This is a genomic window from Acidovorax sp. SUPP3334 (assembly GCF_030159055.1).
Lineage (GTDB): Bacteria > Pseudomonadota > Gammaproteobacteria > Burkholderiales > Burkholderiaceae_C > Paracidovorax.
Genome location: NZ_BQXQ01000048.1, coordinates 1 through 18404 on the forward strand (window position 1 = coordinate 1; position 18404 = coordinate 18404).

General features: G+C 64.0%; 14 protein-coding genes and 2 pseudogenes. 7 read left to right on the forward strand and 9 right to left on the reverse strand.

Annotated elements, in window-relative coordinates; all coding sequences use genetic code 11:
- The coding region (locus AVHM3334_RS24095) for a hypothetical protein (RefSeq protein WP_502869955.1) at positions 1-394 on the forward strand (394 nt) is incomplete at its 5' end.
- On the opposite strand, the gene AVHM3334_RS20455 is transcribed toward AVHM3334_RS24095, so the two are convergent.
- From AVHM3334_RS20455 to AVHM3334_RS20470, 4 genes and pseudogenes are all read right to left on the reverse strand, one after another.
- Positions 282-806, reverse strand: coding sequence for a phosphoribosyltransferase (locus AVHM3334_RS20455; protein WP_284415349.1), 525 nt, complete (start codon positions 804-806; stop codon positions 282-284). The two genes, AVHM3334_RS24095 and AVHM3334_RS20455, sit on opposite strands and share 113 nt — an antisense overlap.
- A 41-nt stretch (positions 807-847) precedes the next feature.
- Complete coding sequence (locus tag AVHM3334_RS20460) at positions 848-2227, reverse strand: adenylosuccinate synthase (protein WP_284415350.1); 1380 nt, start codon at positions 2225-2227, stop codon at positions 848-850.
- Between the two features lie 29 nt (positions 2228-2256).
- On the reverse strand, positions 2257-3405 hold the full coding sequence (locus AVHM3334_RS20465) for an ATP phosphoribosyltransferase regulatory subunit (RefSeq protein ID WP_284415372.1): 1149 nt from the start codon (positions 3403-3405) through the stop codon (positions 2257-2259).
- Positions 3406-3502: 97 nt separating this feature from the next.
- A pseudogene (locus AVHM3334_RS20470) lies at positions 3503-3790 on the reverse strand (integrase core domain-containing protein); the annotation flags it as partial.
- Positions 3791-3893: 103 nt separating this feature from the next.
- Between AVHM3334_RS20470 and AVHM3334_RS20475 the strand changes: the two are divergent.
- Together AVHM3334_RS20475 and AVHM3334_RS20480 are read left to right on the forward strand one after the other, a co-directional pair.
- Positions 3894-4632, forward strand: a protein-coding gene (locus AVHM3334_RS20475) for an IS5 family transposase (RefSeq protein WP_502869957.1) whose coding sequence is annotated in 2 segments (ribosomal slippage) — positions 3894-4106 and positions 4108-4632 — 738 coding nt in all. Because the reading frame shifts where the segments join, the coding sequence is not laid out codon by codon here.
- A gap of 9 nt (positions 4633-4641) precedes the next feature.
- Positions 4642-4977: pseudogene (locus AVHM3334_RS20480) on the forward strand (aldolase/citrate lyase family protein); the annotation flags it as partial.
- A gap of 45 nt (positions 4978-5022) precedes the next feature.
- Here AVHM3334_RS20480 and pmbA read toward each other — a convergent pair.
- Positions 5023-6432: a metalloprotease PmbA gene (pmbA, locus tag AVHM3334_RS20485; RefSeq protein WP_284415352.1), complete on the reverse strand. Its 1410-nt coding sequence runs from the start codon at positions 6430-6432 to the stop codon at positions 5023-5025.
- 87 nt (positions 6433-6519) lie between these two features.
- Between pmbA and yjgA the strand changes: the two genes are divergently transcribed.
- Together yjgA and mog are read left to right on the forward strand one after the other, a co-directional pair.
- Positions 6520-7185 carry a ribosome biogenesis factor YjgA gene (gene yjgA, locus AVHM3334_RS20490; RefSeq protein ID WP_092746060.1) on the forward strand — a complete coding sequence of 222 codons (666 nt, stop codon included), beginning with the start codon at positions 6520-6522 and terminating at the stop codon, positions 7183-7185.
- On the forward strand, positions 7178-7807 hold the full coding sequence (mog, locus tag AVHM3334_RS20495; RefSeq protein WP_284415353.1) for a molybdopterin adenylyltransferase: 630 nt from the start codon (positions 7178-7180) through the stop codon (positions 7805-7807). Before yjgA ends, mog begins: the two co-directional genes overlap by 8 nt.
- Before the next feature lie 121 nt (positions 7808-7928).
- Here mog and cysE read toward each other — a convergent pair whose 3' ends face one another.
- Positions 7929-8714 (reverse strand): serine O-acetyltransferase, encoded by a 786-nt coding sequence (gene cysE, locus AVHM3334_RS20500; protein ID WP_284415354.1) that lies wholly within the window; start codon positions 8712-8714, stop codon positions 7929-7931.
- 48 nt (positions 8715-8762) lie between these two features.
- A complete protein-coding gene (locus AVHM3334_RS20505; RefSeq protein WP_284415355.1) occupies positions 8763-9557 on the reverse strand; it encodes an RNA methyltransferase in 795 nt (264 codons plus the stop codon).
- 136 nt (positions 9558-9693) lie between these two features.
- Here AVHM3334_RS20505 and AVHM3334_RS20510 point away from each other — a divergent pair, with 136 nt between their 5' ends.
- A complete protein-coding gene (locus AVHM3334_RS20510; protein ID WP_284415356.1) occupies positions 9694-10620 on the forward strand; it encodes an inositol monophosphatase family protein in 927 nt (308 codons plus the stop codon).
- A 111-nt stretch (positions 10621-10731) separates the two neighbouring features.
- On the opposite strand, the gene AVHM3334_RS20515 is transcribed toward AVHM3334_RS20510, so the two are convergent.
- Both AVHM3334_RS20515 and AVHM3334_RS20520 read right to left on the reverse strand, forming a co-directional pair.
- Positions 10732-11862, reverse strand: a complete 1131-nt coding sequence (locus AVHM3334_RS20515; RefSeq protein ID WP_284415357.1) for a response regulator — start codon at positions 11860-11862, stop codon at positions 10732-10734.
- Positions 11863-11874: 12 nt separating this feature from the next.
- Complete coding sequence (locus tag AVHM3334_RS20520) at positions 11875-16806, reverse strand: response regulator (RefSeq protein WP_502869958.1); 4932 nt, start codon at positions 16804-16806, stop codon at positions 11875-11877.
- Positions 16807-17287: 481 nt separating this feature from the next.
- Here AVHM3334_RS20520 and AVHM3334_RS20525 point away from each other — a divergent pair, with 481 nt between their 5' ends.
- Positions 17288-18361 carry a mechanosensitive ion channel family protein gene (locus AVHM3334_RS20525; protein WP_284415359.1) on the forward strand — a complete coding sequence of 358 codons (1074 nt, stop codon included), beginning with the start codon at positions 17288-17290 and terminating at the stop codon, positions 18359-18361.
- Positions 18362-18404 lie beyond the last annotated feature (43 nt).

Genomic DNA, 18404 nt, shown 5'->3' on the forward strand with positions numbered 1-18404 from the left:
CCACCAGCCGGGCCAGTTCGCCGAAGTCGATGTGCCGCGCGATCGCTTGCAGCGGATCGCCCACCTCATCTCTCTTGTGCTGGCGCGAAGCCTGCGCGAACAGGTCGAACTTCAGGGCGCTACGGGGAATGGGTTAGCTGGTCTTGGTCAACAAGCGACCGGCTGGGTTTTGAGAGGTTCCCAAAAATCCGGACAGGCTCAAAGCAGTCGAGGTAAATTAAAACATTACAAAAAGGGCGTCCTCATAAAAAATGCGCAGCTTCATGATTTATTTAATAAAATCATACCATCCATTTATCCATCAAATTTCCAGCGCTTAAATTATCATACCCTTCGAAAGGCTGATGAATCCATGGATTTGTTGCAAGAAATTCAACTGAATAATCAGAAGTAAAAGTAGAAATAGCCTTGATCCAAATCACTGCAGTGCGTAATTCCGTGATGGGTGCGTATTGACCTTTCAACAGCGAAACTACAGCACTTAAAGTGTGCCCAGAGTCGGCCAAATCATCAACCAACAGCACTTTTCCAGCAATTTCGCCCTTTGGTGTTGTAATAAATCGAGCTATATCTAGGTGGCCTTGCACCGTCCCCGCTTCCGCGCGATAAGAACTCGTAGACATGATCGCCAGCGGCTTTCCAAAGATACGACTCAAAATATCCCCGGGGCGCAGCCCTCCGCGAGCCAAGCAAAGAATGGTGTCAAAATCCCACCCCGATTGATGTATCTTTAACGCTAATTTCTCAATCAGATTATGATATTCATCATAACTCACATATAAATGCTTACCATCTTCCGTCAACATGGAGCGCTCCTGATGCCAAACAAAACTCACACTAAAAGACGTTAAACATCTATTGCATAAGGATGATGGATGGTTATCGTATGATCGCGATCAGGACTAGTTGAAACCATAGCTATAGGTACCCCAGTCACCTCTTCAATTCTCTCCAAATATCTTCTTGCGTTAGTTGGCAATTCTCCATATTCAGTTACTCCAACTGTGCTACCGGACCATCCTGGAATTAATTCGTAAATAGGAACACATCGAGATATTTCCTCAGCACCCATTGGAAGAATGTCAACCCGCTTTCCATCAAGTTCATATTCAATACAAAGTTTCAATTCTGGAAGACCATCCAACACATCAAGCTTTGTAATGCACAATCCTGAAAGTCCGTTCACCTGAGCGCTACGCTTAAGCAAAGCGGCATCAAACCAACCACAGCGCCTGCTACGCCCAGTTGTAACACCTTTCTCAGCCCCTACCGTGCTCATATGATAACCGGGCGTATTAGGAACCTCCCAATCTAACTCAGTTGGAAAAGGCCCGCCACCGACGCGTGTGCAGTAAGCCTTTGTAATTCCCAAAATATAATGAAGTAATCCCGGACCCACTCCAGATCCAGCAGCAGCATTACCAGCGACACAATTACTTGACGTGACATAAGGATATGTCCCATGGTCAACGTCTAGAAGAGTGCCCTGCGCTCCTTCAAAAAGCAAGTTCAAGCCCTGGCCATGTGCCGAATTTAATTCGCTAGACACATCTGCAATCATTGGAAGAAGTAATTTAGCGTGGAGCATGGCTTCCTCATACACCTTGTTAAATTGCACCTCTCCATCAATCAAATATGAAGCCAGCGGGTCACCAAAAACAAAATTTCCAGAGCCCAAAAAGGTTTTCAGCACATGATTATGTAAATACAACAACTCGCGCAGCTTTTCAGCAAACCTCTCGGGATATTTCAAATCCTGCACGCGAAGCGCTCGCCGAGCGATTTTATCCTCATACGCCGGGCCAATGCCACGCCCTGTTGTTCCTATTTTTTCAGCGCCTTTATCTTGCCGAGCCGCTTCCCGAGCAACGTCAAGCGCCACATGAAAAGGGAGAATAAGCGGGCATGCCTCACTCACCCGTAATCGTGATCTAACTTCTACACCTGCCTTTTCCAAACCTTCAATTTCTTCAAAAAGTTTGGCTACAGATAAAACAACCCCATTGCCAATATAGCACTTAACTCCGGGTCGCATTATTCCACTAGGAATAAGATGCAATGCTGTTTTTACACCATTAATAACTAAGGTATGGCCGGCATTGTGTCCACCTTGAAAACGGACAACTCCTTGGGCACTCTCAGTGAGCCAATCAACTAGCTTGCCCTTGCCTTCGTCACCCCATTGGGTACCCACAACGACAACGTTACGACCTTTGGTTGCTTTCATTTCAAACCCGATTCAATGTATCTAATGCTTCAGATGATTTGCACAACCCAACGGCCTGCAACCTTTTTCAATTCACGATCACAACGAAATTCGTCGACTTCGCTCTCGTGCCCGGGCAATACACAAATAACTGTTTCGCCTTGGTCCCGCAAATCCGCAATAGCGGCATTAATTTCAAAGTCCTGCCTCCAAGGAGCTCGGATAGCCGCTTTTAAAGTTGGAGGTGAAACTACACCAACTACCTGCTTGATATCTAAACTAAAGCCAGCAGCAGGACGGTTACGCCCAAAAACAGATCCGACTTCGTCGTACCGTCCTCCACGAACCACGGCGTCGCTAGCACCTTTCACGTAAATGGTGAATCTAGCTCCGCTGTAATACGCATACCCTCGTAAATCCGCCAGATCAAACGTAACTTTTGCTCCAGCCAAGTGTGATGCCATGAGTCGTAAATTGGACAATATTTCATCAACACCCGGCACATGGCTCAAGACTTTTCCTGCTTCATCCAATACAGACTCGTCACCATATAGCTGCAGCAGTGCTTGCAGCCCCTTGCGTGAGGCCTCGGGGAAGGATTTTGTAATCCTTGCAAGTTCGTTGGCGTCCTTAGCAGCCAGCGCTGCGTTCACCTTACGGACGGTCTGAAGATCAGGAGATATTTCGGAAAGAAGACGACGTACGATACGCACATCAGCCAAGTCCACACTCGTATCATGCACTCCCACAACATCCAAGCATTGCAGAGCTAACAAAGCCGCTTCTATGTCGGCGTCGATGCCTGCGTGACCATAAATCTCGGCGCCAAATTGGAGGGGCTCTCGCGTCGCGTGAGGTCGATCTGGTTTTGTATGAAGAACGGGGCCGCAATAACAAAGACGAGTGACGCCTTTTCGGTTTAAAAGATGCGAATCAATTCGAGCAACTTGCTGCGTCATGTCAGCACGCAGTCCCATCGATCTTCCAGACAATTGATCAACTAGCTTGAAGGTTTGAAGATCAAGCGCTTCTCCTGCGCCTGTCAGCAAAGACTCAAGATGCTCCATCAAGGGAGGCATGACTAGCTCATAGCCATAGCTTTGAGCCTTGTCGATCAGACCACGACGCAATTCTTCGATGTGCCGAGCCTCAGAAGGCAAAACATCGGCAATGTGATCCGGCAGGACCCAAGCGGACATGAGAAAGTAGGAGACTGTTAAAAACGCGATTCTACCGGCATGACCGTCATGCATCGCGTGATTCGGCTTTGTTGCACAAACACGGTCAGTCGAACGGTTAGGTGTAGTTTCTCAACACGTTATTCCCCTCGAAGCCAAGGCGAGTGATGGGAGGGCGATGTGAAGTGGCAGAGTGTGGCCGATGGAAGTTGTAGTGGTACATCCAGGGCTGCAACTGGCGTGCGCGATGGTCTGAGCTGGGGTAAGTGAAGGCATAAGCCCACTCGCGCAGCAACGTCTGGATGAACCGCTCGGCCTTGCCGTTGGTCCTGGGTGTGTAGGGCCGGGTTCGTATGTGCCTGATACCCAGGCGGCGCAGCAACTTGGCGAAGCAGCGCGACTTGTAAGAACGTGTTCACGATCTTTGTCTGATCACTGACAATGACGAGGTGCGAACCAAGAAATATCCCAGCGATACGAGCCGCGAGCAATTCGAGATCATCAAGCCGATGCTGGAGAGTGCGCGCAAGAAGACCAAGCCACGCACCGTTGACTTGTACGAGGTGTGGTGCGCGGTGCTGTATCTGCTGCGCACAGGGTGCCAATGGAGGGCACTGCCCAGCGATCTTCCCAAGTGGCGCACCGTGCATTCGTACTTCGCCAAGTGGAGCCTGCCCGATGATCAGGGCGTTAGCCTGCTTGAGCAGGCTTTGAAAAAATCAGGTTGGCGCGGCCCGTGGGAGACTGGGGCGAAACGCCTCAAGCGCGTTCTTGATCATCGACGCGCAGAGTGTGAAGAACACTGACACGGCGGCCTTGAAGGGCTATGACGCAGGCAAGAAGGTCTCGGGCATCGAGCGCCACATCGCGGTGGATACGCAAGGGCTGCCGCACGCGGTGGCGGTGACGACGGCCGAGGTGACGGATCGCAAGGGAGCACTGCTGGCGCTCACGCGCTGCAAACCCACGCTGAGCCGGGTGCAAAGCCTGCTCGCCGATAGCGGCTATGTTGGCCAGCCCTTCGCGCAAGGTGTGCAGGAAATCCTGGGCGGGCATGTGACAGTGCAGATCGCCAAGCGCAGCGAACTGCACACGTTCAAAGTCATGCCCAAGCGCTGGATCGTCGAGCGCAGCTTTGCCTGGCTGGAGAAGAACAGGCGGCTGTGGAAGAACTGCGAGCGGCTGCTCAATACCAGCCTGCAGTTCGTACATCTGGCTTTCCTCGCTCTGCTGCTCAGGAGATCGTGAACACGTTCTGAGAACCTGCCCGCCATCTGCGCGGTGGACGGCATGCACGGCGTCTTCATCGGCCCCGCCGACCTGGCGGCATCGATGGGCCACCGCGGCAACCCCGGCCACCCCGAGGTGCAGGCCGCCATCGAAGGCGCCATGCGGAAGATCATCGCCAGCGGCAAGGCCGCCGGCACGCTCACCTCCGACCCGGTGCTGGCGCAGCGCTACCTGGACCTGGGCTGCACCTTCGTGGCGGTGGGGGTGGATGTGCTGATGTTCGTCGGCGCGGCGCGCAAGCTGCGCGCGCAATTCAGCGGGGTTTCGGCGGCAGGTACACCGCCACCTGGCGCAGCGTACTAAGCCTGCGTCGCCAGCACCGACAGGCTCCAGCGCCGGCCAGGCGCCTCAGCTGCCTGCCACCTTCATGCGGTTCACGAGGATCGAGCCCACCGTCTTGGCACCGTAGTTGTAGGCATCGGCGCCCACGGCTTCGATGCCCTTGAGCATGTCCTTCAGGTTGCCGGCGATGGTGATTTCGTGCACGGGGAAGGCGATCTCGCCGTTCTCTACCCAGAAGCCGCTGGCACCGCGCGAGTAGTCGCCCGTCACGTAGTTCACGCCCTGCCCCATGAGTTCGATGACGAAGAGGCCCGTGCCCAGCTTCTTCAGCATGGCGTCCAGGTCGTCGCCCGGCCGGGTGCGGCGCGAGGTGAGCGTGAGGTTGTGCGAGCCGCCCGAATTGCCGGTGGTCTTCATGCCCAGCTTGCGCGCCGAGTAGCTGGAGAGGAAGTAGCCCTCCACGCGGCCGGCATCGACCACCTTGCGGGCGGACACGCGCACGCCTTCGTCGTCGAACGGCGAGCTGCCCTTGCCGCGCAGCACGAACGGGTCTTCCATCACGTCGATGTGCTTGGGCAGCACCTGCTTGCCCAGCGAGTCGAGCAGGAAGGTGCTCTTGCGGTACAGCGCGCCGCCGCTGATGGCCTGCACGAAGCCGCCCAGCAGGCCGGACGCCAGGGGCGACTCGAACAGCACGGGGCATTGCGTGGTGGGGATCTTGCGGCTGCCCAGGCGGCTCAGGGCGCGCTCGGCCGCGTAGCGGCCCACCGTGGCGGGGGCGGCCAGATCGGCCGCGTCGCGCATGGAGCTGTACCAGGCGTCGCGCTGCATGTCGGCATTGCGGCCCGGCAATGCGGCGATGGGCGCCACCGACAGGCTGTGGCGCGAGCTGGCATAGCCGCCGCGAAAACCGCGCGTGTGGGCGCTGAAGAAGTGGCTCTGCTGGGCCGATACGCCCGCGCCTTCGCTGTTGGTGATTCGGCGGCTGGTCTTGAGCGCGGCGGCCTCGCACTCCATGGCGATGCGCGCGGCCTCTTCGCTGGTCACGGCCCAGGGGTGGAACAGCTCCAGCTCGCGGTGCGAATCGGCGGGCGCGATGTCGGCTTCGTCCGGCAGGCCGGCCACCGGGTCTTCCGCGGTGAAGCGGGCGATGTCGTAGGCGGCCTGCACGGTCTGCTCGATGGCGGCGCCGGAAAAGTCCGACGTGCTGGCGTTGCCGCGCCGGTGGCCGATGTACACCGTCACGCCCAGCGACTTGTCGCGGTTGCGCTCGACGTTCTCCAGCTCGCCCTTGCGCACGCTGACCGACAGGCCGCAGCCCTCGGAGGCCTCGGCGCCGGCATCGGTCGCGCCCAGCTTCCTGGCATGCGCCAGGGCTCGGTCCACGAGGTCTTCGAAAAACGGGCGGGTGTAGCTGAAACCGCTGTCGGGTGTCTTCGGGGCGGCGCCGGCGGCGCGTGGGCTGGGTGTATTCATATCGGCGGCTATGATACTTGCCGCCTTCGGCGCCTCCGTGCCGAAGCCTGTTTGGGCACACGAGTGCCCCTCCCATTGCCCCCCACCATGTCACGCAAACCCAAAAAAGGCTACTACGTGCGAGGCCAGTTCGTTGCCGAAGGCAGCGAGCTGGACATCGAACTGAAAGCCGAGCTCAAAGGCACGCACGAAGCGAGCAGGACCGACCTGAAGCGCGAAAGCGATGCACTGCAGAAACTGGGCGAAGACCTGCTCACCCTGCGCGCCGACCTGATGGAACGCGTGCAACTGCCCGAGAAGCTGCGCGATGCCCTGGCCGAGGCCCGGCGCATCACCAACTTCGAAGGCAAGCGCCGCCAGATGCAGTACGTCGGCAAGATCATGCGCCAGCTCGACCCCACCGTCGTGGCCGCCGCGCAGGCCGCGCTCGACGAGCAGCACAACGGCTCCGCCGCCGAAAAGCTCGCCCTGCATGCGGCCGAGCGCTGGCGCGACCGGCTCATCGCCGACGACGACGCGCTGCCCGACTGGCTGGAGCGCTTTCCGCGCACCGACACGCAGCAGATCCGCGCGCTGATCCGCCAGGCGCGCAAGGACGCGCAGCCCGAGGGCAAGGTCGCCAACGTGCAGGTCTCAGAAGGCCTCGCGCCTCGCAAGGGCCGCGCCTACCGCGAACTCTTCCAGCTCGTGCGCGAACAGCTGGAGGAAGCCGCGATCCACGCCCGCCACGAAGAGACCGGCCGCGATGCCTGACGCCCCCGCCGCAGCGCCCCTTCATGCTGCCGCTGGCGGACCGAGCGACCCGGTGCGCATCGGCATCGTCTCCATCAGCGACCGGGCCAGCACCGGCGTCTATGAAGACAAGGGCCTGCCCGCCCTGCAGGACTGGCTGACCCGCGCGCTGCGCAACCCCATCGCCTTCGAGGCCCGGCTGATTCCCGACGACCAGGCCACCATCAGCGCCACGCTGATCGAACTGGCCGACACCGCCGGCTGCAGCCTGGTGCTGACCACGGGCGGCACGGGCCCCGCCCTGCGCGACGTGACGCCCGAGGCCACGCTGGCCGTGGCCCACAAGGAGATGCCGGGCTTCGGCGAGCAGATGCGCCAGATCGGCCTGCGCTTCGTGCCCACGGCGATCCTGTCGCGCCAGGTGGCGGTGGTGCGCGGCAGCACGCTCATCGTCAACCTGCCCGGCCAGCCCAAGGCGATTGCGGAAACGCTGGAGGGCCTGCGCGGCGACGACGGCGGCCAGCTCGTGCCGGGCATCTTCGCCGCCGTGCCTTACTGCATCGACCTGATCGGCGGGCCGTACCTGGAAACGCACGACGCGGTGTGCAAGGCGTTCCGGCCCAAATCGGTCGTGCGGCGCTGACGCTATATCTTTTATAGCTACCTGCCCTAGTGCTGATTGCGCTGGCGGCCTTTTTATCAAATTTCCCAGGGCGAGGAGCGAAGCACCGCACCGGGTGCAAGGCCCTCTCTGCCAGCGCAGGCTACTTGCCCACCAGTTCGTTGAGCTTGTCGGCCTGAAACTGCTGCTCGCGTGCGGCGTCGCAGGGCACGCAGTCCTTGGAAGGAGCCTGCGGGTTGGCCGAGAGCTTCTCGATGGCCTGCCACAGCAGCGCGATCTGGCGCTCTTGCGACGAGGCGTTGTCGATCAGGCAGCGCATGGCCTGGGAGAGCGGATCGTCTTCCTGGGTGATGCCGTAGGCGGTGAAGGGGCGCGCGGCCTGCGGCTCGGTCACGTCGGCGCTCTGGCCGGCCTTGGAGGGGATGATGCGGGCCGGAATGCCCACCGCCGTGGCGCCTGGCGGCACGGGCTTGATGACGACGGCATTGCTGCCGATCTTGGCGCCGTCGCCCACCTCGAAGCCGCCCAGCACCTTGGCGCCCGCGCTCACGACCACGTCCTTGCCCAGCGTAGGGTGGCGCTTGGCGCCCTTGTAGAGCGAGGTGCCGCCCAGTGTGACGCCCTGGTAGATGGTGCAGCCGTCGCCGATTTCGGCCGTCTCGCCGACCACCACGCCCATGGCATGGTCGAAGAAGACGCGCTCGCCGATCTTGGCGCCCGGGTGGATCTCGATGCCGGTCGTCCACCGCGCGAAGTGCGAGATGAAGCGCCCCAGCCATGGCAGCCCGTGACGCCAGCACCAGTGCGCCGGGCGGTGCAGCCAGATCGCATGCAGGCCGGGGTAGCAGGTGACCACTTCCCAGGTGCTGCGCGCGGCGGGGTCGCGGTCGAGGATGCACTGGACGTCGGAGCGCAGGCGGTCAAACATGGGGTGGCGAGGGGGTGGGCGTGGGGGCGGGGAAAAGAGCCGGCGAGTCTATCGCTTTGGCTGAGCGGCGCCGGTCATGGCTTTGGCGACACCGCGCAGGATGTGGATTTCCTCGGGGGTGAGTTGCGCGCGGTTGAACAACTGGTTCAGGCGCGGCATGAGCTTCTTGGGCGCGGCGGGGTCGAGAAAGCCGATGTCCACCAGCGCGCGTTCCCAGTGCGCGAGCATGCCGGCCACCTGCGCGGCGTCGGCCCGCTCGGTGGGTGCGGCTGAGCCCTCATGCGACGGCCCGGCGGCGAACCCGCCCAGCGCCAGGCGCCATTCGTACGCGACGACCTGGATGGCCGCCCCCAGGTTGAGCGAGCCGAACGTGGGGTTGGTGGGAATGGAGAGCGCCACGTGGCAGCGGTACACGTCGTCGTTGGCCATGCCGAAGCGCTCGCTGCCGAACAGGAAAGCCACGCCCGCCTCGACCGTGGGCGTTGGAGCCGAATCGGCCTCCAGCGCATATTCCTCTAGGGGACAATGCTCCTTTTTTAATAGCAAATCGAAATGCTCGCGCGGCGAGCGTGTGGGCGGGCCGAAGTCGCGCGGGGTCATGGCGGTGGCGCACAGGTGGCTCATGCCGTCCAGGGCCTCGTCCAGCGTGGCGACGATGCGGGCGTTCTCCAGCACGTCGAGGGCGCCGCTGGCGCGCTGGATGGTTTCCTCACGGCGCAGCACGTTGGCCCAGCGCGGCGCGACGAGCACCAGGTCATCGAACCCCATGGTTTTCATGGCCCGGGCGGCGGCGCCGACGTTGCCGGCATGGCTGGTGTGGATGAGGATGAAACGGGTCTTCATGGGCGCGCGGTCGGTAAAAAAGGCAGTACGGGTAAAATCGCGCGCTCATTGTCGCCGTCCGTATCGCCGGGGCGCCATTCCCGTTCCTGAACCGCTGGGCTGCCCCTGTGCGCCGCCCGGCCCACGCCACAATCCAATGTCGACCAATCTGCACCCCATGCTCAACGTGGCCATCAAGGCCGCACGCGCCGCCGGCGCCATCATCAACCGCGCGGCCCTGGACGTGGAATCCGTGCGGATCTCGCAAAAGCAGATCAACGATTTCGTGACCGAAGTGGATCACGCGAGCGAGAAGATCATCATCGAGACGCTGCTCACGGCGTACCCCGGCCACGGCATCCTGGCCGAGGAATCGGGCAGCGAATACGGCGCGAAGGATTCGGAGTTCGTCTGGATCATCGACCCGCTGGACGGCACCACCAACTTCATCCACGGCTTTCCGGTCTATTGCGTGAGCATCGCCCTGGCCGTGCGCGGCAAGGTCGAGCAGGCCGTGATCTACGACCCGACCCGCAACGACCTGTTCACCGCCACCAAGGGCCGCGGCGCCTACCTGAACGAGCGCCGCATCCGCGTCTCCAAGCGCACCCAGCTCAAGGAATGCCTGATCTCCACCGGCTTTCCGTTCCGCCCGGGCGACAACTTCAAGAACTACCTGAACATCATGGCCGACGTGATGCAGCGCACCGCCGGCCTGCGCCGCCCCGGTGCCGCCGCGCTGGACCTCGCCTACGTGGCTGCCGGCTTCACCGAAGCGTTCTTCGAAACGGGCCTGTCGATCTGGGACGTGGCGGCCGGCTCGCTGCTGGTGACCGAGGCCGGCGGCCTGGTCGGCAACTTCACGGGCGAGGCCGACTTCCTGGAGCAGCGCGAATGCCTGGCCGGCGCCCCGCGCATCTACGGCCAGCTGGTGCCCATCCTCGCCAAGTACAGCCAGTTCGCCAGCGCAGGCGACAAGGCGGCCGTGCGCCAGGCGGCGGCCAACCTCTCGCTGCCCACGGACGGCCTGGACGACGTGGTGCCGGCGACCCCGGTGGAGGATGGCGAAGCCGGCGCTCGCTGACCGCGCCCACCCGCCTCAGCCACACGACAAAAGAAAAGGGACTGCCGTTGCGGCCCAGGCCGGAACGGCAGTCCCTTTTTTCCTTGGCGCGCACGTGCCGCGTGCGCGCGCCTATTCCGGGTCCGGGTACTTGAGCGCGATGTCGCGGAAGTCGTCGGCCAAATCCACGAAGGCGTCCACCATGTCGGGATCGAAATGCGTGCCGCGGCCCCGCAGGATGGTGGAGCAGGCCTGGTCGTGCGAATACTCGGGCTTGTAGACCCGCTTGCTGATGAGCGCGTCGTACACGTCGGCCACGGCCATGAGCCGGGCCGATACCGGAATGGCATCGCCGGCCAGGCCTTCCGGGTAGCCGCTGCCGTCCCACTTCTCCTGGTGGCTGTAGGCGATTTCCTTGGACACGCTCAAGAAAGCCACGCGCATGCCCAGGCGGCGCTCGGCGTCCTCGATGGCGTTGCGCCCGAGCGTGGTGTGCGTCTTCATGACCTCGAACTCTTCCACCGTGAGCTTGCCGGGCTTGAGCAGAATGCTGTCGGGAATGCCGATCTTGCCGATGTCGTGCAGGGGCGCCGACTTGTACAGCAGCTCGATCATGCGTTCGGTCAGCGTGTTTTCGAAGCGCGGGTGCTGGCGCAGGTGCTCGGCCAGCGCCTTCACGTACAGCTGCGTGCGCCGGATGTGGTTGCCCGTTTCGTTGTCGCGCGTCTCGGCCAGCGAGGTCATCGCCATGATGGTCACGTCCTGGATGGCCTGCACCTCCAGCGTGCGCATGGCCACCTCGCGCTCAAGATAAGCGCTCTTGTCGCGCAGGAAGTCGGCCGTGGCCTTGAGCGCCAAATGCGTGTGCACGCGCGCCAGCAGGATCGGCGGGCTGATCGGCTTGGTGATGTAGTCCACCGCACCGGCCGCGAGGCCCGTGCGTTCATCGTCCGAGGTGGAGCGCGCCGTGAGGAAGATGACCGGAATGTCGCGCGACTGCGGATGCGCCTTGAGCTGGCGGCAGACCTCGTAGCCGTCGATGCCCGGCATCATGATGTCCAGCAGGATCAGGTCGGGCGGCGGGGACGACTGGGCGATGCGCAGCGCCTTCTCGCCCTGGTTGGCCACCTTGACGTGGTAATGGTCGCGCAGCAGCGTGCCCATGAGCGTGAGGTTGTCCGGCGTGTCGTCCACCACCAGCACCGTGGCGATGGGCTTTTCGACAAAAAGGGACTCGTCGGCATAGAAGTGGGGAATGTCCATGGGGGTGTCCTGTCATGCCGGCCCGCCTGGCAAAGGCGCTGGCCTGTCGAGGGCCGGTCCCACCGCGGCATGCAGCGTTTCCAGGGCCCGCTCAAACTCGAAACTCCGGGTATCCGATTCCAGCGCGGCGAATGCCGCGCCCAACGCACGCTCCAACAGCGGCCTATTTTGCTGCAGATGGTCCACCGCGGCCGGATCGTCGGCTTGCAGCAACATCCGAAGGCGCTGCAGCGCGGGCTGCAAGTCCTGCAGCGCGGCCGGCTCGGCCGTCATGGCGCTCGATTCCGGCCCCGCCGAGGCCCAGGCGTCCAGCCCTGCCAGCAGTTCGGCCAGGCGCCGGTCCACACCGTCGCACAGGCGCTGCAGCGCTGCGCTGCGCTGGCCGCTGCGCAAGGCTTGTTCGAGCGCCTGGGCTTCGTCGGACAGCGGCTGCGCGCCGATGTTGGCCGCCACCGAGCGCAGCGTGTGCGCCAGCCGCTCGGCCAGTTCCCAGTCCTGCGCCCGCACCGCGCCGGACACGTCGCGCGCCGCGTGCCGCTGGCCGTCGGCGAAGCGGCGCAGCATGTCGGCATACAGCGCCGGGCGGCCGAGCGCGCGCTGCAGGCCCAGGGCCGTGTCGAGCCCCGGCACGCCATAGGGCAGCGGCGGTGCTGCGGTCAAAGCCGAGCCCTGCCCCGCCTCGGTGCCCTTGCCGGCCAGGACGAAACCGGGGGCGGGAGCGATCGGGCGCTGGCCGCCCGCTTCTGGCGCCGCAGCCCCCGACCCTGCCCCATCCATCCGCACGCCCAGCCCGGGGCGCGGCCGGATCCACCGGGCCAACGCCCGCCACAGCACGGCCGGCTCGATGGGCTTGGGCACGTGGTCGTTCATGCCGGCGGCAAAGCAGCGCTGGCGATCGGGCTCCATGGCGTTGGCCGTCATGGCGATCACCGGCAGGTGGGAATGGCGCGGGTCGGAGCGCAGCTGGCGCGTGGCGGTTTCGCCATCCATCACCGGCATCTGCATGTCCATGAGCACCGCGTCGTAGTCCTGGCGCTCGATGCATTCGAGCGCGGCCTGGCCGTGCGCCGCCACGTCCACCACGAAGCCGGCGTCGCGCAGCAGCTCCAGCGCCACGAGTTGATTCAGCTCGTTGTCTTCCACCAGCAGCACCGAGGCGCCACGCACCGACAGCGGCGGCTGGTCGCTGCCGGGCTGCGCCAGATGGGCCTGCGTGGGCATCCAGCCGTGCTCCAGCGGCTGCATGAGCGTGTCGTACAGCAGCGAGGCGCTGACCGGCTTGACGAGCACGGTCTCGATGCCCTGCTCGCGCGCCGCGACCATGACCTCTTCGCGCCCGTAGGCGGTGACCATCAGCATCTGCGGCACCCGCGCCATGCCGATCTCGCGGATGCGCCGGGCCAGCTCGATGCCGTCCATGCCGGGCATGTGCCAGTCGATCAGCAGCAGGCCGTAGGGGTGCTGTTCGTCGATGCCCTGGCGCAGCGCGGCCAGCGCCTGCAGGCCGGACTGCACTTCGGTGGTCTCGAAGCCCATGGCCTGCAGCATGTCGGACAGCACGGTGGCGGCGGTGTGGTTGTCGTCCACCACGAGCACGCGGCTGCCGCGCATGCCGGGCGGCGGCGGCATGACCGGAACGCTTTCGGCGCATTCGAGCGGCAGCGTGACCCAGAAGGCCGAGCCCTTGCCCAGATCGCTCTCGGCCCCGACCTCGCCGCCCATGAGTTCGGCGAGGTTCTTGCAGATGGCAAGCCCCAGCCCCGTGCCGCCGTAACGCCGCGTGGTGGAGGCATCGGCCTGCTGGAAGCTCTGGAACAGCCGGCCCATCTGCTCGCTCGCCATGCCGATGCCGGTGTCGCGCACCTCGAAGCGCAGCAGCACCCGCTGCCCGGCCCGCTCCAGCAGGCGCACGAGGATGTGGATCTCGCCGCGCTCGGTGAACTTGATGGCGTTGTTGGCGAAGTTGATGAGGATCTGCCCCAGCCGCAGCGCATCGCCCACGAGGTGCGTGGGCACGTCGGCGGCGGCGTCCAGCACCAGCTCCAGCCCCTTCACGCCGGCCTTGTAGCCCACCACGTCGGCCACGCCCTCCAGCATGCGGTCGAGCACGAAGGGCTGTTTTTCGACGATGAGCTTGCCGGCCTCGATCTTGGAGAAATCCAAAATGTCGTTGATCACCCCCAGCAGGTGCTGGCCGGCCTGCTGGATCTTGCCCACGTAGTCGCTCTGGCGCGGCGTGAGCCCCGATTTGAGCGCCAGGTGCGACATGCCGATGATGGCGTTCATCGGCGTGCGGATCTCATGGCTCATGTTGGCCAAAAAATTCGACTTGAGCGCGGTGGTTTCCTCCGCCATTTCCTTGGCACGGCGCAACTCGATCTCGGCGCGCTGTCGGTCGGTGATGTCCACGAACGTGCCGATGGCCCCTCCCGGCGTGCCGTCGGGCCGCTGAAAGCCGTGCAGCCAGAACAGCGTGTGATGGATCTGACCGTCGGCATAGGGCAGATCCACCTCCTTGTGCAGCGACTGCGCGCCGCCCAGGGCGAACTGCGTGTCCGAGTCGAAGGCCGACCGCTCGGCTTCGGAGAGGTAGTGCAGGTCCAGCACCGTGCGGCCGATGAGGTCGTCGCGGCGCACGCCGAAGGCGCGCTCGTACGCGCGGTTGAAGCCCACGTAGCGACCGTCGGCGTCCTTGTAGAAAAGGGGCACGGGAATCGCGTCGATCAGCGCCTGCTGGAACACCAGCTGCTCGGCCACCTGCGCCTCCAGAAGCTTCTGGTCGTTCACGTCCACCTGCACGCCGATGAGTCGCCGCGCCCGGCCTTCTTCGTCACGCAGGATGCGTGCGGCGCACAGGAACCAGCGCACCTCGCCGTCGTGGCGCACCACGCGCCAGGAGTCTTGCAGGTGCGCGTCGCTGCCGGCCAGCGCGGCGTCCATGCGCGCCTGGGCACGGGCGCGGTCTTCGGGGTGCACGCGGTCCAGCCAGTCCTGCAGGCGGCGCCCCTGAGGCTGCGGGGGCGCGCCATACAGCGACTCCAGCTTGTCGCTCCACACCAGGTGGTCGCGGGCCAGGTCCAGGTCGAACACGCCGACCTTGCCCGCCTCTTGCGCCAGCGCCAGGCGGTCGTTGATCTCGCGCATGGCCTCTTCGGCGGCGCGGGCTTCGCTCACGTCTTCGATGACCCACAGGCACGAATCGCTGAAGCCGTCCATCTGCAGGCTGCGGCCGGAGATTCGGGCTTCGAACGTGGAGCCGTCCAGCCGGTGCAGCGTGCAGACCTCGCGCACGGCATCGCCCGCGTCCAGCCGCGCGCCCGTGCGGGCGAGGAAGGCTGCGTGGCCCAGCGGTCCGCCGAACATGCGCGACAGCGGGTGGCCCAGCAGATCGGCGCCCGCGCCGCCCATGAGTTCGGCGAACGCCGGGTTGAACTGGCGGAAGGCACCGTCGCACACTAGCAGGATGGGCGGGGCGTTGTCGAAGATGGCGGTCTGCTGGGCCAGCAGGTCGTTGAGCAGGCGCTCGCGCCGCTGCAATTCGTGGTGGGCGGTGATGCGATCGGTGACGTCTTCATGCAGCCCCACGATAGCGATGCGGTGGCCGCGCTGGTCGAACACGGGCGAGAGCGTGGCATCTTCATGGAACAAGGTGCCGTCCACGCGCTGGTTGATGAACTCGCCCCGCCACGACTGGCCCGACAGCAGCCGCGCCCACATCTGCTGGTACGTGGCGGGCGGCGTCTGCCCGCTGGCGATCACCGAGGGCTTCTTGCCCCGCACCTCCTGCAAGGTGCGGCCGCTGTTGCGCTCGTATTCGTTGTTGACCCATTCGATGCGCCCGTCGGCATCGGTGATGACCACCGCCACGGGGCTGGACTGCAGCGCGGCGCCCAGCACCTGGAACCGCTCGATCGCAGAGGCCATGCGCGCGCGGTGGCGCAGCATCTCCAGCATCATCCCGCCCATGAACAGCAGCAGCGCGAACGTGCCGGCGCCGATGAGCCAGCGGCGGGACGGCGGCAGCAGCGCGCTCACGTCGTCCAGCATGACGAGCTGCCACAGGCCGTCGGGGTCTTTCCAGTCAAGTGCCTGCTTGTCGAGCGCGTAGGTGGTGCCATTCACCGACACATCGCGGGCGTCGAGCGTGAACGGCAGCGCCGACGCGACGCCGTTGTCGAAGAGCTTGCCGAACTGCCGCTGATCGCGCACCGCGTCGATGCGCGCCTGCGTGAGGGGCGGTGCCATGGCGTAGCGCCATTCAAGCCGGGTGGACGAGAACACCACGCCTTTGGGCGATACGAGCAGCATCGGGTAGCCGGCGCGCGCCATCTGCGCATCGAATGCGTCGAACGGCACCTTCACCATCACCACGCCGATGATGGCACTGGCCGGCGAGTCGCCCTCGTACAGCGGCGCGGCGTAGTACAGGCCACGTTCCTGCGTGTTGCTGCCCAGCGCCGGATACACGTTCACGCCACCGCGGATCGCCTGCTGAAAGTACGGGCGGTAGGCCAGGTTGATGCCCGTGGACGGCACGCCCGGGGTCTCATGGGCGACCACGGTGCCATCGCGCGAGAGCACGTACACGCCGCTCATCAGAAACCGCCCGCGCACCACGGCCAGACGCGCGAGCACCTGCGGGGCGTCGGGCGCCAGTTCGCCGGTCGCGACCTCCTTCAAAGCCGGTTCGCTCAAACCCAGCAGCGTGACCGCGCCGAGGATGGGGCTGCCCATGCTCTGGTTGAGCAGCGAATCGGCCGTGTGCGACAGCTGGCGGACGCGCTCTTCGGCACGGCCCGAAGCGCGCACGTGCGCCACCGTCTCCACCAGAAGCCAGGCCCCCAGCAGCGCCAGTGCAATGACCAGCGCGGCGCCGTGGCGCCACCGCCGGTCGCCGATGGCGTGGTCCTGCAGGGCCCCGATGCCACCTTGGCGGGGCGTCATCGCCATGGGCGGGCGCTCCACGCCATCGCAGGCTGGAAGCAGCCTCGAGCCCCCGCGCCGACAGTCCCTTCGGCACACACAACACGCACGGCACGCACCGCAAACACGGTGCGCACGCAAAACAATCCGGAAGTCACCATCACAGTCGCTTTGAACCTTCCCTGGCGGCAGGACACACACATACTGGTCTGGACAGCCCCGAAGGGCTTACGCCCTGCAGTATGTCAAAACGTAACAGATTCCTGGAATCTTTTACATCCAAGCTGCGCCGATGGAATCGGGATGTACCCGTGGTTCTACCGCGGTTCTCTTGGCGCTGGTGGACTGTGCTTGGGCTGGCCTGATCCTTGCCGTGCCGTGCCGAGTTTCAGCGGGCGGTAGCGCCTCGCCCTGTATTGGGTGGCGCACCGAACCTGTGCGATGCCTCCAGCCGCTGCCCTGTTTTCCCTTCCCCCTTTTTGTTCAAGGAACCTTCCCAACGATGCTCGATTTGCTGTCACTGTCTCCCTGGCTCGCCACTTTGCTGGGCGCCAGCCTCGCTGCCTTCGTCGGTGCCATCACCCACCGCATCACCGCCCTGCTCGCGCTTCGTGCCACGCGGGGGCTGCCCATGCTGCACACGGTGGTGCAGGCATGCATTCCGGCCATGCGGGTGCTGCTGCCGCTGTTCGCCATGCAGGTCGTCTGGGTGGCTGCGGCGGAAACGCTGCTGCACATCGGGACGGTGCGCCACGTGAACGGGCTGGCACTGATCGCGGTGACCGCCTGGGCGCTGATCTCGGCCATCGGCGGTGTGGCGGAGGGGCTGATCGCCCGCCATCCGGCGAACGTGGAAGACAACCTGACCGCGCGGCGCATCGCCACCCAGGCGCGGGTGCTGTCCCGCACCGCAATGACGGCCGTGCTGATGGCCGCGCTGTCTCTGATGCTCATGACCTTTCCTGGCGCACGGCAGGTGGGCGCGAGCTTGCTGGCCTCCGCCGGGGTGGTCGGGATCGTGGCGGGGATCGCCGCGCGCCCCGTCTTCAGCAACATCATCGCGGGATTGCAGATCGCCCTGGCGCAGCCGATCCGCATCGACGACGTGCTCATCGTCGAAGGGGAATGGGGCCGCGTGGAAGAAATCACCGGCACGTACGTGGTGCTGGCGATCTGGGACGAGCGGCGCCTCATCATTCCGCTGCAGTGGTTCATCGAGAACCCCTTTCAGAACTGGACCCGCACCAGTTCGCAGATTCTGGGTACCGTCTTTCTCTACGCCGACTACCGCCTGCCGCTGGACCCGCTGCGCGCCGAGCTGTCCCGGGTGCTTGAAACGGCCCCGGAGTGGGACCAGCGCGTGAAAGTGCTGCAGCTCACCGACGTGACCGAGCGCACCGTCCAGATCCGCGTGCTCGTCTCCGCCCGGTCGTCGGGCTTGGCGTTCGACCTGCGCTGCCGGGTGCGGGAAGCGCTCGTCACCTTTATCCAGCGGGAATATCCCGACTGCCTGCCGCAGGTGCGCGGCCCTCGGGAAGCCGTGCGCGCCGAAGCTGCTTTTTCACCGCGGCCCTGAGCGTTTTCCAACCCGGCTGCAACACCCCGGGCATGCCGTTTGC

Bases quoted from the DNA above. Each gene is read 5' to 3' on its own strand.
- mog (WP_284415353.1), top strand. From the start codon at position 7,178: ATGCCTGACGCCCCCGCCGCAGCGCCCCTTCATGCTGCCGCTGGCGGA.
- AVHM3334_RS20520 (WP_502869958.1), bottom strand. From the start codon at position 16,806: ATGACGCCCCGCCAAGGTGGCATCGGGGCCCTGCAGGACCACGCCATC.
- cysE (WP_284415354.1), bottom strand. From the start codon at position 8,714: ATGTTTGACCGCCTGCGCTCCGACGTCCAGTGCATCCTCGACCGCGAC.
- AVHM3334_RS20460 (WP_284415350.1), bottom strand. From the start codon at position 2,227: ATGAAAGCAACCAAAGGTCGTAACGTTGTCGTTGTGGGTACCCAATGG.
- AVHM3334_RS20505 (WP_284415355.1), bottom strand. From the start codon at position 9,557: ATGAAGACCCGTTTCATCCTCATCCACACCAGCCATGCCGGCAACGTC.
- AVHM3334_RS20525 (WP_284415359.1), top strand. From the start codon at position 17,288: ATGCTCGATTTGCTGTCACTGTCTCCCTGGCTCGCCACTTTGCTGGGC.
- yjgA (WP_092746060.1), top strand. From the start codon at position 6,520: ATGTCACGCAAACCCAAAAAAGGCTACTACGTGCGAGGCCAGTTCGTT.
- AVHM3334_RS20515 (WP_284415357.1), bottom strand. From the start codon at position 11,862: ATGGACATTCCCCACTTCTATGCCGACGAGTCCCTTTTTGTCGAAAAG.
- AVHM3334_RS20455 (WP_284415349.1), bottom strand. From the start codon at position 806: ATGTTGACGGAAGATGGTAAGCATTTATATGTGAGTTATGATGAATAT.
- AVHM3334_RS20465 (WP_284415372.1), bottom strand. From the start codon at position 3,405: ATGTCCGCTTGGGTCCTGCCGGATCACATTGCCGATGTTTTGCCTTCT.
- AVHM3334_RS20510 (WP_284415356.1), top strand. From the start codon at position 9,694: ATGTCGACCAATCTGCACCCCATGCTCAACGTGGCCATCAAGGCCGCA.
- pmbA (WP_284415352.1), bottom strand. From the start codon at position 6,432: ATGAATACACCCAGCCCACGCGCCGCCGGCGCCGCCCCGAAGACACCC.